This is a genomic window from Xanthomonas sp. NCPPB 1128, from assembly GCF_001043115.1.
In the GTDB taxonomy this organism is placed as follows: Bacteria; Pseudomonadota; Gammaproteobacteria; order Xanthomonadales; family Xanthomonadaceae; genus Xanthomonas_A.
The window spans coordinates 15,409-30,907 of the sequence record NZ_LFME01000008.1 but is presented as its reverse complement, the minus strand read 5'-3'; the positions used below and the strand labels follow the sequence as shown (position 1 = coordinate 30,907).

The 15,499-nt window shown below is 70.1% G+C and carries 12 protein-coding genes and 1 pseudogene; 5 read left to right on the top strand and 8 right to left on the bottom strand.

Annotation, left to right across the window (positions count from 1 at the left end; genetic code table 11):
• Positions 1–7: 7 nt before the first annotated feature.
• From ppk1 to lpxH, 5 genes and pseudogenes are all read left to right on the top strand, one after another.
• Complete coding sequence (ppk1, locus tag ACP93_RS07605; protein WP_048490116.1) at positions 8–2,107, top strand: polyphosphate kinase 1; 2,100 nt, start codon at positions 8–10, stop codon at positions 2,105–2,107.
• 55 nt (positions 2,108–2,162) lie between these two features.
• Positions 2,163–3,689, top strand: coding sequence for an exopolyphosphatase (ppx, locus tag ACP93_RS07600; RefSeq protein WP_048490115.1), 1,527 nt, complete (start codon positions 2,163–2,165; stop codon positions 3,687–3,689).
• Between the two features lie 412 nt (positions 3,690–4,101).
• A pseudogene (locus ACP93_RS07595) lies at positions 4,102–5,235 on the top strand (glycosyltransferase family 1 protein).
• Positions 5,219–5,743, top strand: coding sequence for a phosphatase PAP2 family protein (locus ACP93_RS07590; RefSeq protein WP_048490114.1), 525 nt, complete (start codon positions 5,219–5,221; stop codon positions 5,741–5,743). The pseudogene ACP93_RS07595 and the gene ACP93_RS07590 overlap by 17 nt, the downstream one beginning before the upstream one ends.
• A 206-nt stretch (positions 5,744–5,949) precedes the next feature.
• Positions 5,950–6,687 carry a UDP-2,3-diacylglucosamine diphosphatase gene (lpxH, locus tag ACP93_RS07585; protein WP_048490113.1) on the top strand — a complete coding sequence of 246 codons (738 nt, stop codon included), beginning with the start codon at positions 5,950–5,952 and terminating at the stop codon, positions 6,685–6,687.
• 313 nt (positions 6,688–7,000) lie between these two features.
• Here the strand turns inward: lpxH and ACP93_RS07580 are convergent, their stop codons facing one another.
• The 8 genes from ACP93_RS07580 to folC all read right to left on the bottom strand — a co-directional run bounded on the left by ACP93_RS07580 (position 7,001) and on the right by folC (position 15,269).
• Complete coding sequence (locus tag ACP93_RS07580) at positions 7,001–7,501, bottom strand: hypothetical protein (RefSeq protein WP_048490199.1); 501 nt, start codon at positions 7,499–7,501, stop codon at positions 7,001–7,003.
• A gap of 141 nt (positions 7,502–7,642) precedes the next feature.
• Positions 7,643–8,887 carry a zinc-dependent metalloprotease gene (locus ACP93_RS07575; RefSeq protein ID WP_048490112.1) on the bottom strand — a complete coding sequence of 415 codons (1,245 nt, stop codon included), beginning with the start codon at positions 8,885–8,887 and terminating at the stop codon, positions 7,643–7,645.
• A 235-nt stretch (positions 8,888–9,122) separates the two neighbouring features.
• Positions 9,123–9,974 carry a ferritin-like domain-containing protein gene (locus ACP93_RS07570; RefSeq protein ID WP_048490111.1) on the bottom strand — a complete coding sequence of 284 codons (852 nt, stop codon included), beginning with the start codon at positions 9,972–9,974 and terminating at the stop codon, positions 9,123–9,125.
• Positions 9,926–10,513: a hypothetical protein gene (locus tag ACP93_RS07565; RefSeq protein WP_228135974.1), complete on the bottom strand. Its 588-nt coding sequence runs from the start codon at positions 10,511–10,513 to the stop codon at positions 9,926–9,928. Before ACP93_RS07565 ends, ACP93_RS07570 begins: the two co-directional genes overlap by 49 nt.
• Positions 10,506–11,972: an amidophosphoribosyltransferase gene (gene purF, locus ACP93_RS07560; protein WP_017913998.1), complete on the bottom strand. Its 1,467-nt coding sequence runs from the start codon at positions 11,970–11,972 to the stop codon at positions 10,506–10,508. Before purF ends, ACP93_RS07565 begins: the two co-directional genes overlap by 8 nt.
• Positions 11,973–12,000: 28 nt before the next feature.
• Positions 12,001–12,762 carry a CvpA family protein gene (locus tag ACP93_RS07555; protein ID WP_048490110.1) on the bottom strand — a complete coding sequence of 254 codons (762 nt, stop codon included), beginning with the start codon at positions 12,760–12,762 and terminating at the stop codon, positions 12,001–12,003.
• A gap of 95 nt (positions 12,763–12,857) precedes the next feature.
• Positions 12,858–13,940: an SPOR domain-containing protein gene (locus ACP93_RS07550; RefSeq protein WP_048490109.1), complete on the bottom strand. Its 1,083-nt coding sequence runs from the start codon at positions 13,938–13,940 to the stop codon at positions 12,858–12,860.
• A gap of 69 nt (positions 13,941–14,009) precedes the next feature.
• The gene (gene folC / locus ACP93_RS07545; RefSeq protein WP_048490108.1) at positions 14,010–15,269 is read right to left on the bottom strand and encodes a bifunctional tetrahydrofolate synthase/dihydrofolate synthase; all 1,260 of its coding nucleotides are present in this window, start codon (positions 15,267–15,269) and stop codon (positions 14,010–14,012) included.
• Positions 15,270–15,499 lie beyond the last annotated feature (230 nt).

Sequence of the window (15,499 nt, the reverse complement as noted above, 5' to 3'; positions counted from 1 at the left end):
TAACGCCATGCCCCGCCGCGCCCCTGCCCTGCCGCCCACGCCGCCCCCGGACATTCCCAGCGACCCGCTGCGCGACCCCGCGCTGTACATCAACCGCGAGTTGTCGCAACTGGACTTCAATTTCCGGGTCCTGGCGCAGGCGCAGGACCCGCAGGTGCCGTTGCTGGAGCGCTTGCGCTTCCTGTGCATCTCCTGCACCAACCTCGACGAATTCTTCGAGATCCGCGCCGCCACCGTGCGCCACGCGCAGGAATTCGGGCTGCCGCCAGCGCCGGACGGGATGAGCCCCAGCGCCATCCTCACCTCCATCCACGACCGCGCCGCGCAACTGGTCGACCAGCAGTACCGCTGCTGGAACGAAGTGCTGCGCCCGGCGCTGAAGGACGCCGGCATCGGCGTGCTCGGCCGCCACTCCTGGAACGCGCGGCAGAAGCGCTGGCTACGCGCCTACTTCCGCAACGAGATCATGCCGGTGCTGTCGCCGCTGGGCCTGGACCCGGCGCATCCGTTCCCGAAGATCCTCAACAAGTCGCTGAACATCGTGGTGGTGCTCAAGGGCACCGACGCGTTCGGCCGTGTCGGCCACCTGGCGATCGTGCGCGCGCCGCGCTCGCTGCCGCGCATCATCCAGTTGCCGGAAAGCCTGGCCGAGGGCGGCCAGAGCTTCGTGTTCCTGTCCTCGGTGCTGTCCACCTTCGTCGACGAGCTGTTCCCGGGCATGGAGGTGATGGGCTCCTACCAGTTCCGCGTCACCCGCAACTCGGAACTGGTGGTGGACGAGGAGGAAGTGGAGAACCTGGCGCTGGCGCTGCGCGACGAACTGGTCAACCGCGGCTACCGGCCGGCGGTGCGGCTGGAGATCGCCGAGGACTGTCCGAAGTCGATCGTGCGCACCCTGCTGCAGAACTTCGAACTGCCGGAAAATGCGGTCTACCGCATCAACGGTCCAGTCAACCTCAGCCGCGTCAATCAGGTCTACGACCTGGTGCAGCGCCCGGACCTGAAGTATCCGGCGATGAATCCGCGCACCCTGCGCGACAGCGAAGGCATCTTCGAGATCGCCGCCGCTGGCGACGTGCTGCTGCACCACCCATTCGACGCCTTCACCGCGGTGCTCGACCTGATCAAGCAGGCCGCGACCGACCCGAACGTGCTGGCGATCAAGCAGACCCTGTACCGCACCGGCAAGGACTCGGCGATCGTCGATGCGCTGGTGCTGGCCGCGCGCAACGGCAAGGACGTCACCGTGGTGGTGGAACTGCGCGCGCGCTTCGACGAAGAGGCCAACCTGGGCCTGGCCGACCGCCTGCAGGAAGCCGGTGTGCAGGTGGTGTACGGCGTGGTCGGCTACAAGACCCACGCCAAGATGCTGCTGATCGTGCGCCGCGAAGGCCGCAAGCTGCGCCGCTACGTGCACCTGGGCACCGGCAATTACCACAGCGGCACCGCGCGGGCCTATACCGACCTGAGCCTGATCACCGCCGACGTGGACATCGGCAACGACGTGCACCTGCTGTTCCAGCAGTTGTCCGGGCTGGCGCCGAAGATCCGCCTCAAACGCCTGCTGCAATCGCCCTTCACCCTGCACCCGGGCGTGCTGCACCGGATCGAACGCGAGACCAAGCTGGCCACGGCCGGCCGCCCGGGCCGGATCATCGCCAAGATGAACGCGCTCAACGAGCCGCAGGTGATCCGCGCGCTGTACGCCGCCTCGCAGGCTGGCGTGAAGATCGACTTGATCGTGCGCGGCGCCTGCACCCTGCGCCCCGGCGTGCCGGGCGTGTCCGACAACATCCGGGTGCGCTCGATCGTCGGCCGTTTCCTCGAGCACAGCCGGGTCTACTGGTTCGGCAACGACGGTGCGCCGGAACTGTTCTGCGCCAGCGCCGACTGGCTGGAACGCAACCTGCTGCGGCGCGTGGAGACCGGCTTCCCGATCCTGGATCCGGACCTAGTCAAGCGCATCCACCGCGAGGTGCTGCAGAACTACCTGGCCGACAATCTCAACGCCTGGGAACTGGACGCCGACGGCAACTACCGCAAGCTGGCCCCCGGCCAGGACCAGCCGCCGCATTCGGCGCAGCTGGCCCTGCTCGACGGGCTCTGAGCACACCGCGGCGCCGTCTCCACGGCGCGCGCCGCGCATCGGCTACCATTCCGCCATGCCTGCCACCTCCCCCACTCATCCGCCGCTGCGCGACGGCGACCTGCTGGCCGCCATCGACCTGGGTTCCAACAGTTTCCACATGGTCATCGCCCGCTATCAGCTGGGGCAACTGCGGGTGGTGGACCGCCTGCGCGAGACCGTGCGCATGGCCGACGGCCTGGACAACAAGGGCGGGCTGTCCGCGGAGGCACGGCAGCGCGCGCTGGAATGCCTGGCGCGCTTCGGCCAGCGCATCCGCGACCTGCCTTCGCTGCGGGTGCGCGCGTTGGCCACCAACACCGTGCGCCAGTTGCGCTCGCCGCAGACCTTCCTGATTCCCGGCGAGACCGCGCTCGGCCATCCGATCGAAGTGGTCAGCGGCCGCGAGGAAGCGCGCCTGATCTACCTGGGCGTGGCCCACGCGCAGCCACCCAAGCCGAACGAGCGCCGCCTGGTGATCGACATCGGCGGCGGCTCCACCGAGTTCATCATCGGCAGCGGCTTCCAGACCCTGGAACGCGAGAGCCTGCAGGCCGGCTGCATCGCCAGCACCCGGCGCTTCTTCCCCGGCGGCAAGCTGTCCAGGAAGAAGTGGAAGGACGCGCTGACCGAGATCGGCGCCGAGTTCCAGCAGTTCGCCGGGCAGTACCGTGCGCTGGGCTGGCACGAGGCGTTGGGTTCGTCCGGCACGCACAAGGCCATCGGCGAGATCTGCGCGGCGATGAAGCTGACCAAGGGCGCGATCACCGCCGAAGCGCTGCCGCAATTGCGCGATCGCCTGCTGCTGGCCAAGCGCATCGAGGACATCGACCTGCCGGGCCTGTCCGCCGACCGCCGGCCGATCATCGCCGGCGGCGTGCTGGTGCTGGAGGCGGCGTTCCAGGCGCTGGGCCTGCAACGGCTGATGGTGAGCAAGGCGGCCATGCGCGAAGGCATCCTCTACGACATGCTCGGCCGCGGCGGCGAGAACGATCCGCGCGAAACCGCGATCGCCGCGCTGACCCAGCGCTACGGCATCGACGAGGCGCAGGCCGCGCGCGTGGAGCAGACCGCGATGGCGCTGTTCGAGCAGGTCGCCGCCGACTGGACGCTGGATGCCGACGACGCGCGCATGCTCGGCTGGGCCGCGCGCCTGCACGAACTCGGCCAGGCCATCGCGCACAGCCAGTACCACGTGCACGGCGCCTACGTGCTGGAGCACTCGGACATCGCCGGCTTCTCGCGGCAGGAGCAGCAGGTGCTGGCCACGCTGGTGCGCACGCACCGCCGCAACGTCTCCAAGACCGCGTTCGACGCGCTGCCCGACCGCCTGCTGCTCAGCGCCAAGCGCAAGGCCGCGCTGCTGCGCCTGGCGGTGCTGCTGCACCGCGCGCACGAGGCCGACCCGATCCCGGCGCTGGAACTGAAGGCCGACGGCGCCAACCTGCACCTGATCCTGTCGCAACCGTGGATCGAGTCGCGGCCGCTGCAGCGCGCCGACCTGATCGGCGAGGTCGAGGGCATGGCGGGGTTGGGGATCAATTTCCGCCCATTTGTGGCTTGAGGGCCGGGATTCGGGATTCGGGATTCGGGATTCGGGATTCGGGATTCGGGATTCGGGATTCGGGATTCGGGATGGCAACATGCTGTCCGGAGTGAAATCGCCGTCAAGCGATTTGATGAAAAAGTAGCAACTTTTTAAAGAAAACAGGTCTTTCCGAAGCCGCGATCCATCCGCTTTTTGTGGGAGGGACTTCAGTCCCGACGGGCTTTACCGGTAGAGCCCGTCGGGACTGAAGTCCCTCCCACAGTGCAATCGCAACCGCCGTGCACTCGCGAAAAATCCCGAATCCCGGCTTTCAACAGCCGCAGGCTGGTCATCCCGAATCCCGGCTTTTGGCGTCATCGTTCCTACATACGCTGGACATGTTCGCTTCACTGCATTGCGCGAGGCTTTGTCAAACCGGAGCCCCCGCATGCGCTACGCGATCGTCACCGAGACGTATCCCCCTGAGGTCAACGGCGTCGCGCTGACCGTGCAGGGGCTGGAACTGGGGCTGCGCGCGCGCGGCCATACCGTCGACGTGGTGCGCCCGCGCCAGGCCGGCGACGCCGACCAGGAGGATCTGCGGCTGGTGCGCGGTGCGGCGCTGCCGCGCTACCCCGGGCTGAAGTTCGGCCTGCCCGCGCCGCGGCGCCTGACCCGACTGTGGCAGGCCGCGCCGCCGGATGCGGTCTACATCGCCACCGAAGGCCCGCTGGGCTGGTCGGCGCTGCGCAGCGCGCGGCGCCTGGGCATTCCGATCGCCACCGGCTTCCACACCCGCTTCGACGAATACCTGCCGCAGTACGGCGCGGCCTGGCTGCAGTCGACCGCGCTGCGCTGGATGCGGCGCTTCCACAACCAGGCGCAAGCGACCCTGGTGCCGACCCGCGAGCTGCGCGACTTCCTCGCCACCCAGGGCTTCGAGCGGGTGCGCCTGCTGGCGCGCGCGGTGGACAGCAAGCAGTTCGAGCCGCAGCGCCGCGATCCGCAGCTGCGCCAGCAATAGGGCCTGCAGGACGACGATTGCGCGGTGCTGTACGTGGGCCGCATCGCCTCGGAGAAGAACCTGCCGCTGGCGGTGCGCGCGTTCCGCCAGTTGCAGCAGCAGCGTCCGCGGGCGCGCTTCGTCTGGGTCGGCGATGGCCCGCTGCGCGAGCGCCTGGCGCAGGAGAATCCCGACTTCATTTTCTGCGGCATCCAGCGCGGCGACGCGCTGGCGCGGCATTTCGCCAGCGGCGACCTGTTCCTGTTCCCCAGCCGCAGCGAGACCTTCGGCAACGTGACCCTGGAGGCGATGGCCAGCGGCGTGGTCACCGTCGCCTTCGACTACGGCGCGGCGCGCGAGTACCTGCGCGACGGCCGCAATGGCGCAGCCGTGGCCGACGACGAGGCCTTCATCGCCGCCGCGCTGCGCCTGGGCAGCGACGACGCGCTGCGCCAGCGCCTCGGCGAGGCCGCCTGCGCGTCGATGCAGCAGCTGCGCCCGGAGCGCGTGGTGGCCGATTTCGATGCCCTGCTCAACCAACTGGCGGACACCCGGAGGACGCATGTCGACGCGGCTTGAGATCCTGCGCGGGCACGAGACCCGCTGGTGCCGGCGCGCCAACCACTGGTGCCGGCGGCGCTCGGTGCGACGCTTCTTCGCGCTAATCAGCCGCCTCGGCGACGGCGTGTTCTGGTACGCGCTGATGACCCTGCTGGTGCTGTGCGACGGCATGGACGGCGTGTTCGCCTCCGCGCACATGGCCGCCACCGGTGTGGTCGCGCTTAGCCTGTACAAGGGCCTGAAGCGCTGGACCCGACGCCCGCGCCCGTACGCCGCCGACCTGCGCATCCGTGCGTGGGTGGCGCCGCTGGACGAATTCAGTTTCCCCTCCGGCCACACCCTGCACGCGGTGTCCTTCGGCATCGTCGCCCTCGCCTACTACCCCTGGCTGGCCCCGCTGCTGGTGCCCTTCATCGCCTGCGTGGCGCTGTCGCGCGTGGTGCTGGGCCTGCACTACCCCAGCGACGTGCTCGCCGCCACTGGCATCGGCGCGCTGCTGGCGGGCGTGTCGTTGTGGTTGATTTGATGAGGAGCCGGAATTCGGGAGTGGAGATTCGGGATGGTGTCCGGCCATCCCAGCGGTCAGCGTAGGAGCGGCTTCAGCCGCGACGCATGCGAGGCCAACGGGTCGCGGCTGAAGCCGCTCCTACGAAAAGCACGGCGACGCCTGCGCTCGCGGCTACCATCCAATCCCAAATCCCGAATCCCCAATCCCGGCCGTACAATGGCCAAATGACCACGCTGTTCATCTCCGACCTGCATCTGGATCCGGCACGGCCGGCGATCACCGCGCTGTTTCTCGACTTCCTGCGCGGCGAGGCGCGGCGGGCCGAGGCGTTGTACATCCTCGGCGACCTGTTCGAGGCCTGGATCGGCGACGATACGCCGTCCGAGGCGGCCGATGCGGTGGCGCTTGAGCTGCACGCGCTGCATGAGGCCGGGGTGCCGGTGTTCTTCATGCACGGCAACCGCGACTTCCTGCTCGGCGCCGACTACGCGCAGCGCGCCGGCCTGCGCCTGCTGCCCGATCCCTGCGTGATCGATCTGTACGGCGAGCCGACCCTGCTGCTGCACGGCGACCTGCTGTGCACCGACGACACCGCCTACCAGGCGTTCCGCGCGCAGACCCGCGATCCGGCCTTCCAGCAGCAGTTCCTGGCGCAGCCGCTGGCCGCGGGCATCGCCTACGCGCAGCAGGCGCGCGCCGCCAGCCAGGCGCGCCAGGCCGACCTGAAACAGGGCGACCGCGCGCAGTTCGAGACCGTTACCGACGTGGCTCCGGGCGAAGTCGTCGCCACCTTCGCCCGCTACGGCGTGGCGCGGATGATCCATGGCCACACCCATCGGCCGGCGGTGCATGCGCTGGACGTGGAAGGCCGCGCCTGCACCCGCATCGTGCTCGGCGACTGGTACGAACAGGGTTCGGTGCTGCGCGTGGACGCGCAGGGCTGCGCGCTGCAACAGCTCTAGCGCCAATGTCCGGCGCGGCCGCACGCAGTCCGGCAACGCGTACTCGGCATTCGCGGCACGGCATTCCCCTGCGGTAACGGCACGGCTGCAGGACGGCACCGAGCTGCGCTCCGGCCCCGGGATTGCGCAGGGCCGCTGATCGCGGCAGTTAGACGCACCGGGCCGTCACTGCCGGCTTCAGAACGTCGCAATCAACTGTATCCGGGCACGTAGCGGACCTCGCCCACGTTCGGGCCGTCTCCGCCTTCCCCCCGCATGTGCTTGCCGCACACCGTGACAACCACGCATGCGGCACTGCGCGATGACCCACCTCTCAAGGCAGACCGCCGCCGGCGTGCTGCTGCCGCCACTGCGCGTACTCGACGAAGTCACCGTCGACCACGTCGTACCACTGGATCGCGCCGGAGCGCTCGACGCGGAAGCGGTCGCGGACCGGCTCGGTCTGCGGGTCGCCCGGGCAGCCGTCGCCGTGCTTCTCGCGTACGGCGATCTCGATCGCCGCTGGCGCGGCGGCCTTGGGTGCGGCCGCTGCAGGCGCTGTCGCGGCGGCGGCGGCGTCCTCGCCGTCCTCGACGGCGTAGCCCAGGCACTGCAGGTCGGGATAGGCATGATCGGCGGACAGGCGCGCCTGCAACATGTCCATCGCGCGGTTCTCGTCGAAGCTGTCGGCCGCTGCGGACGGCGGGGTCGCCCTCGGCGCGTCCGTCTTGGCGGTCGGCGACGGGCCATCGGTCTGCCGATCGGGAGCGGGGCCGCAGCCCGCGCTCAGCATCGCCAGCAGCAGCGCGGCCGGCAGTCGCATGCGCTTGAACATCGTCGATCCCAGGAAGTCGGTCGGCACCGGCCGTGCCGGCACCGTTTCCCAGCATAGCCGAAGCGAACGCCGCCGCGCCCGCCCCGGCCGTCTTCGCCGCGCGTGGCGCAGGCAGGCGGCCTGCACCACGTGCGGGCCGGCTCAACGGAACCCGGCCACCGTCGCCTTGGTGTTGACCAGCACGCGCTGGTTGTCGGCGGTGCTGGCATTGCCCATCGGCACGCCGTTGTAGGACACGTTGGGGTTGGACCAGTAGTTCAGCCGCGGGCAACTGCTGGTGCAGTTGTAGGCCATGATCGTGCGCCAGCTGTTGCCGTAGCGATAGCCGTGGCCATAGGCGTACGGCGAGGTGCTGGAGTCGGTGGCCACGTCATGGCGCGCGCTCTGCAGGTGGCCGATCTCGTGGGCGAAGCTGTAGTAGCCGGTGGCGCAGTCCCAGTACACCGCCGCGAACGCGGTGGCGGCGGTGGAACCGATGCCCGAGGCGAGGCCGCAATAGGCGGAGTTGTCGATGATCAGCACGCCGACGTCGGCCGCGGTGCTGTTGCGCGAGGTATGGATGCTGTCCATGTAGCCGTCGCTGGTGCCGCGGAAACGGGTCAGGTCGGTATTGAAGTCGCCGGATTCGGTGTAGTTGGTGGTCTCGTAGCCGGCCAGCTGCATGGTGATGCCGACATTGCTGTTGGTGTAGCCCTGGTTGGACTCGGCCACCGCCAGTTGCACCAGCGACTGCATGTTGCCGCCGTAGCTGGTCACCGCCTTGTTGGTCGCCACCACCAGCACGCGGATGGTCGCGGGCGAGCCGGACGAGGCACCGGCAGCGGTCATGCGCTCGTCGATCACCGACTGCGGCATCTGCACGGTCGGCAGCAAGGCGTAGTCGGACGGATGCTCGGCCGGCATGCGCCGCTCGTCGACCTCCACCAGCACATGGCCGCCGCCGGCGACCGGACGCAGATGGAACAGCGTGCCGTTGCTGCGGATGCTGCCGGTGATGGTGTCACCGCTACGCACCAGAATCGCCGAGTTCAGCGGATCCAGGCCGGAGGGCGCACGGGTGCGGGCCACCGCGGCATTACCGAGATTGCCGTACCAGATGCTGTTGCCGCCTTCCAACTGCTCGGTCTTCAGCTGCGTGGCGGTGATGCGCTTGCCCAGCAGGTCCAGCTCGAGTTGCTTCTGTCCGGCGGTGACGGCGGCGGCATTCACGCCGACCCGCTGCACCGCGGCGGTGGCGGGATTGGTCAGCAGGCGGTTCAACGCGGGCTCGCCGGCAATGGACTTGGATACGTACTGGCTGCTCTGGAACAGGGGCGTTCCGGCCGCGGAGGCGGAACCGGCGACGCACAGGGCAAGCATCGCGGTCAGGCTGCACATCGACTTCATGTCGGACTCCTGGGTGGTGAGTAGGGACGAACGTCGCCCCGCGCGTGGCCGAAAACGGGGGAGGCCACGCGGGGGAGTTCGATTAGCCGCTCAGCCACCGTTCAGCGCAAGCAACAAATGCAGTCGCCGCATCACTCGGAGATAGGCATCACAAAACCTGCGCAACGCGGTGCGCATGCCGCCCACGCAAGACGCCTCGTTGCAGCACACGTCCCGCCCTGTCGGCGACGGCGCCTCAGCCGGCCTGCTGCTGCAGGGCCAGCAGTTCGTCCTCGTCGAACCCGGCGAGCAGGCGCGCCTGCAGATTGAACGGCCCGTGCAGGTAGCCGCCGGCGTACTCGCGCAGCAGGGCGGCGAAGCGGGCGCGCGGCTCGATCCCGGCCTGCGCGCAATACCAGCGGTACCAGCGCGAGCCGGCGGCCACGTGCGCCACTTCCTCGCGCAGGATGATCTCCAGGATGTCGGCGGTGGCGTCGTCGCCGAGCGCGCGCAGCTTGGCGATCATGCCCGGGGTCACGTCCAGGCCGCGCGCCTCCAGCACCCGCGGCACCAACGCCATTCGCGCCAGGCCGTCGTGCGCGGTCTTCTCGCACATTTCCCACAGGCCATTGTGCGCGGCGAAATCGCCGTAGGCGTGGCCCAGCGTGCGCAGACGGTCGCGCAGCAGCACGAAATGGCGCGACTCGTCGTCCGCCACCGCCACCCAATCGGCATAGAACGCCGTCGGCAGGCCGCGGAAGCGGTAGACCGCGTCCCAGGCCAGGTCGATGGCGTTGAGTTCGATGTGGGCGATGGCGTGGATGAACGCCGCACGGCCCTCGGCACTGCCCAGGCCGCGCCGCGGCAGTTCGCGCGGATGCACCAGCAACGGCCGCGGCGGCCGTCCCGGCATGCGGATCGGCGCGGGCGCTGGCGCCGTGGCCGGCACCGCCAGGGCGCCATCGCGCCAGGCGGCGGCATGGCGCTGGGTCAGCGCGACCTTTTCGTCGGGGTCGGCAGCGTCCAGGCAGGCACGCGCGGCCCGGTACAGGTCGCCGCTCACGGCGCCGCCGCCGGCGACTCGGCCGCCTGGCGCCGCTCCAGCCAGGTCCGCTCGGCCTGCTCGCAGCGGTTGCCGGGCACCTTGAACACACAGTCCACGCGATGCGCGCAGGCCAGGGCGAAGGCACTGCGGCGGTCGGCCTCAGGCGGTTCGGGAATGTTGGCCAGCGGCGCGGTCGACGGCCAGCCGGCGTCGACGCCGATGCCGGCGGCGAGCAGGCGCGCCGCACCGTCGCGGCAATCGACCGCATAGCCCCACTGCGGGGCATCGGCGCGCACGTCGGCGGAGGAACGCTGCGCGCGCAGGCGCAGGATCAGCAGGTCCTCGCCGATGCGCTGCGCGCCGGCGATCGCCAGCGGCGCGCGATAGCCCGGCTGCAGCACCGCCAACTGCTCCGGATCCATGTACAGCTGCAACATGGTCAGCTGCGCGCCCGGCACGCTGCCGTCGCGCAGGCGCGGATCGTCCAGCGAGTGCACCGGCCGCGTGGCGTCGTCAGCAGTGCAGCCGCCGCAGAGCGCGGCCAGGCCCGCCAGCGCGCGCAGGCGCCACGCCCGCGCGCGGCCGCCGCGCGGCTCAGGCACGGCGCTTGCGCTTGGCCTCGTCCGAGCGCAGCTGCATGATCCGCTCGAAATAGCCGGGTTCGATGCCGGTGGTGTACTGGCCGTTGAAGCACGAGGAGTCGAACGCCTTCAGTTCCGGGTTGCCCTCGCGCACCGCGGTCTCCAGGTCTTCCAGATCCTGGTAGATCAGCCAGTCACAACCGAGGAATTCCTGGATCTCCTGCTCGCTGCGGCCGTGCGCGACCAGTTCGTCGGCGGCCGGCATGTCGATGCCGTAGATGTTGGGATAGCGCACCGGCGGCGCCGCGCTGGCCAGGTACACCTTGCGCGCGCCGGCGTCGCGCGCCATCTGCACGATCTGCCGGCTGGTGGTGCCGCGCACGATCGAATCGTCGACCAGCAGCACCACGCGGTTGCGGAATTCCAGGTGGATCGGGTTGAGCTTGCGGCGCACCGACTTCACCCGCTCGCCCTGCCCCGGCATGATGAAGGTGCGGCCGATGTAGCGGTTCTTGACGAAGCCCTCGCGGTACTTCACCCCGAGCACGTTGGAGATCTCCAGCGCGGCATCGCGCGAGGTGTCCGGGATCGGGATGATGGTGTCGATGTCGTGGTCCGGGCGCAGGCGCAGGATCTTCTCGCCCAGCTTCATGCCCATGCGCATGCGCGCCTTGTGCACCGAGACGTTGTCGATCATCGAGTCCGGACGCGCGAAGTACACGTACTCGAAGATGCACGGAGTGTGGTCGGTGGGCGAGGCGCAGACCTCGGAGAACAGCTCGCCGCGGCCGGTGATCACCAGCGCTTCGCCGGGGCGCACGTCGCGCACGCGGGTGAAGCCGAGGATGTCCAGCGCCGAGGACTCGGAGGCGACGATGTACTCGTCGCCCTCCACGCTCTCGCGCTTGCCCAGCACCAGCGGGCGGATGCCGTGCGGATCGCGGAACGCGACCAGGCCCAGCCCCAGCACCACGCTGACCACCGCGTAGCCGCCCTTGCAGCGGCGGTGGACGCCGGCCACCGCGCGGATCGCCGCCTCCGGGGTCAGCATGCGCTGCGCGTCCAGCTCGTAGGCGAACACGTTCAGCAGCACTTCGCTGTCAGAATCGGTGTTGATGTTGCGGCGGTCGGCCTCGAACACCTGCTGGCGCAAGGCCTCGGTATTGACCAGGTTGCCGTTGTGGGCCAGCGCGATGCCGTACGGCGAATTCACGTAGAACGGCTGCGCCTCGTCCATGCCTTCCGAGCCGGCGGTCGGATAGCGGCAATGGGCGATGCCGACGCGGCCTTCCAGCACCGCCATGCGCTTCTCGTCGAAGACGTCGCGGACCAGGCCGTTGGCCTTCTGCACGCGCAGGCGGGTGCCGTCGGCGGTGGCGATGCCCGCCGCGTCCTGGCCACGGTGCTGCAGTACGGCCAGGCCGTCATAGAGTTGCCCGGCCACGTTCTGGTTGCCGACGATTCCGACGATGCCACACATGTCAACGCTCTCCGCGGCGGGGACGCCGCTATTGGGAAGGTGGCCGTGCCTGGCCGTTGGATTCGACCCGTGCTGGGTCGGATTGCGCCGGACGCGCCTGCGCCGGATCGATGTTCGCCGGCATCAGTTGCGACGGATCGCTCCCGGGCTGCGCGGACCGCACCCCGGGACGTCCCAGGGCCTTGGACATCATCTCCTGCAGCCCGCTGGCCTGCAGGGCGTTGCCCAGCGCGGCATTATCGCCTGCCGCGGGCAAGTTGCCCAAATCCATCTGCGACACGTTCAGTTGCGGCATCTGCGACAGGTTCAACTGCGGCATCTGCGGCATGCGCCAGTCCGGCATCTGCGCGCGCATCCAGCCCACGCCGGGGCTGAGCACCGGCAGCACCATCGAATGGCGCCAGTCCGGCTCGCGGGTCAGCGGCGTGAAACTCATCAGGAACGCCAGCACTGCGGCGAAGAAGCCGCCGCGCGCCGCGCCCAGGCCGAAGCCGAGCGCGCGGTCGGTGCCCGACAGCGCGGTCGAGCGCACCGCGGTGCGGATCACCATGCCGACGATGGCGACCACCGCCATCACCGTCACGAAGGTCAGCGCGTAGCCGCCCAGGTAGTAGCTCATGCTCGGCCGCGCCCCGTCCGCGAGCCAGCGCCCGGCATTGCCGCCGAACTGGAACGTGGCCCAGCCGGCCAGGAACCAGGACAGCGTGCCGACCACGATGCCGACGAACCCGCGCAGCGCCCCGAGCAGGGCCGAGACCAGGATCACCGTCAACAGCACCATGTCGATCATGCGCGCCTCCCGCGGCCGAGCCGCTGCATCGCGCCGATCGCGCGTCGCGCCTGCCTTCCCTGGACCATCGTGCTACTCCATGGGCCGAGGCCCGATCAAGGATGTGGACGTACCATACCGCTGATGCCGACCTTGGCCGCCACCTGGGCGCGCAACTGCTCGGCATCGGCGCGGTTGGCGACCGGGCCGACCCGCACCCGGTTCAGCGCGCCCTTGTCGGTGCGGACCTGCTCGACGAAGGCGCTGAAGCCGGCCGCGCGCACCTTGTCGCGCAGGGCATTGGCGTCCTCGGCCTTGCCGAAGGCGCCCAGTTGCACGGCAAAGCCGGTGCCGGAGGCCGCCGGCGCCGCCGGCACGCTTGGCGCCGGCTTGGCCGCTGCCGTGGTGGCCGCAGTGGCCGCCGGCTTGGTGGGTTCGGGCTTGGCCGGCTCCGGCTTGGGCGCCGGTGGCGTCGCCGGCTTGGTGGTGGCGACCGGCTTGGCCGGCTCCGGCGGCAGCGCCTCGGTCCTGGCCGGGGCGGCGGGCGCGGCAGCGGCGACATGGCTGGCGGCGGCCGGCGCGGTGCTGGCCGGGGTGGCGTTGCTCGGCGCCGCATCCAGGGTCACCACCTGGGCATTGACGTCGTTGCGGACCTTGACCGCCTGCAGACGCACGGATTCGGCCTGGGCGCGATCGGCATACGGCCCGATCCGCACCCGCCAGGCCTGCCGCCCACCGATCGTGGCCTGCTCGCGGAAGCCCGGCAGCTGCGCCTGCTTGAGCCGCGCGATCACCGCATCGGCATCGGCGGCGGTGGCATAGGCGCCGAAATTCACCGCGTAGTTGCCGGCGGCCGTGCTCGGCGGCAGCGGCTGCGCGGCGCTGCCGGCGGCCGGGTCGGCCAGGTCTGCGGCATCGGGATTGTTCTGGACCGGCGCCGGCGCGGCGGCCGGCGCGGATGCGGCACCCGGCGCCTTGGCCATGCCGACCGCCCCACCGCTGGGTGCGTCGCCCGGGGTCACCAGCGGCAGCTCGCGGGTCTCGAACTGGCCGTCGGCCGGTGCCTCGGGCGCCTTCAGCGGCACATTGGCCACGCCGCTGTCGGGCGCAGGCCCCTTCACCAGCATCGGCAGGAAGATCACGGCGAGCGCTACCAGGACGAGGGCGCCAATCAATCGCTGTTTCAGGACGGTATCCACGGAAAGGCTGAGGGGGCGGCGTGGCGGAGTGCCGTGCCGATTATAAGGTCGGCCCGCGCGGAGGCGGGATCAGCCGGCTGAATGCAGCCAGTGCAGCGCCTCGGCGACGGTATGGAACGAACCGAATACCAGTACCCGGTCGCCCGGCTGCGCCTGCGCCAGTGCCGATTGCAGCGCCTGCACCACGCTCTCGGCGATGTCGGCCGCGGCAGCGACCGTGTCCGCCAGCCGCGCGCGCAGCTGCGCGCCGCTCTGGCCGCGGTTGCCGCCCAAGCCGGCCAGGTGCCAGGCATCGACCTGCGCGGACAGTGCCTCCACCACCCCGGCGGCGTCCTTGTCGGCCAGCGCCGCGAACACCGCGCGGGTACGGCCGGCGACCGGCTGCGCCTGCAGCGCGGCGGCCAACTCGCGGGCGGCCTGCGGGTTGTGGCCGACGTCGACCAGCACCTCCACGCCGTCGCGCACACACGCCTGCAGCCGTCCGCGCAGGCGCGCGGCGGCGATGCCGTCGGCGTAGGCGTTGCGCGGCAGCGACCGGCGCAGCGCGCGCAGCGCGGCGATGGCGGTGGCGGCGTTGGCGCGCTGCACCGGCGCGCGCAGCTGCGGCAAAGGCAACTGCAGTTCGGTGCCGACGTCACGCCAGCGCCAGCGATCGGCGTCGATCGGCTCGTGGAAGAAGTCGCTGCCGGCGCGCAGCGCATTGGCGCCGATCGCGTAGGCGCGGCGCAGCACGCTGGACGGCGGATCGATCTCGCCCAGCACCAGCGGCTTCCACGGCCGCGCGATGCCGGCCTTCTCCGCGCCGATCGCCTCGCGGTCGTTGCCGAGCCAGTCGGTATGGTCGATGTCCACGGTGGTGATCACCGCGACATCGGCATCGACCAGGTTGACCGCATCGAGCCGGCCGCCGAGGCCGACTTCCAGCACCGCCAGGTCCAACTTGACCTGCTGGAACAGCCACAGCGCCGCCAGCGCCCCGTACTCGAAGTAGGTCAGCGCGGTGTCGCCGCGCGCGGCCTCCACTGCCGCGAAGGCGGTCACCAGGTCGGCATCGCTGGCCTCTTCGCCGTCGATGCGCACGCGCTCGTTGTAGCGCAGCAGGTGCGGCGAGGTGTAACTGCCCACGCGCCAGCCGGCGGCACGCGCGATCGCCTCGATGAAGGCGACGGTCGAGCCCTTGCCGTTGGTGCCGCCGACGGTGATGACGTGCTTGGCCGGCCGGGTCAGGCGCATGCGCGCGGCGACCGCACGCACCCGCTCCAGGCCCATGGCGATGTCCTGGGGGTGTTGGCGCTCGATGTAGGCGAGCCATTCGGAGAGGGTGTTCATTTGTGTATTTTCAGCCTTTCGATGACGTGCGTCTCGATCGCGTCACATCGAAGAAGCACAAGCTTTCGCGCTGACGCGCGAGTCACTTTTCTTTGCTTGTGCAAAGAAAAGTAACCAAAAGAAAGCACACCCGGGCGCCGCGCCCTCCGCGCTACGCGCTCCGGGTTCGCACTTGCCCTGGGCATTTTTCGACGGCACATCCATGTGCCGGCGAAAAACGGCGCGCTTCC

Excerpts from the sequence above, each read along its gene's own strand:
- ppk1 (WP_048490116.1), top strand. The coding sequence starts at position 8 with ATGCCCCGCCGCGCCCCTGCCCTGCCGCCCACGCCGCCCCCGGACATT.
- ppx (WP_048490115.1), top strand. The coding sequence starts at position 2,163 with ATGCCTGCCACCTCCCCCACTCATCCGCCGCTGCGCGACGGCGACCTG.
- ACP93_RS07590 (WP_048490114.1), top strand. The coding sequence starts at position 5,219 with ATGTCGACGCGGCTTGAGATCCTGCGCGGGCACGAGACCCGCTGGTGC.
- lpxH (WP_048490113.1), top strand. The coding sequence starts at position 5,950 with ATGACCACGCTGTTCATCTCCGACCTGCATCTGGATCCGGCACGGCCG.
- ACP93_RS07580 (WP_048490199.1), bottom strand. The coding sequence starts at position 7,501 with ATGTTCAAGCGCATGCGACTGCCGGCCGCGCTGCTGCTGGCGATGCTG.
- ACP93_RS07575 (WP_048490112.1), bottom strand. The coding sequence starts at position 8,887 with ATGAAGTCGATGTGCAGCCTGACCGCGATGCTTGCCCTGTGCGTCGCC.
- purF (WP_017913998.1), bottom strand. The coding sequence starts at position 11,972 with ATGTGTGGCATCGTCGGAATCGTCGGCAACCAGAACGTGGCCGGGCAA.
- ACP93_RS07555 (WP_048490110.1), bottom strand. The coding sequence starts at position 12,762 with ATGATCGACATGGTGCTGTTGACGGTGATCCTGGTCTCGGCCCTGCTC.
- folC (WP_048490108.1), bottom strand. The coding sequence starts at position 15,269 with ATGAACACCCTCTCCGAATGGCTCGCCTACATCGAGCGCCAACACCCC.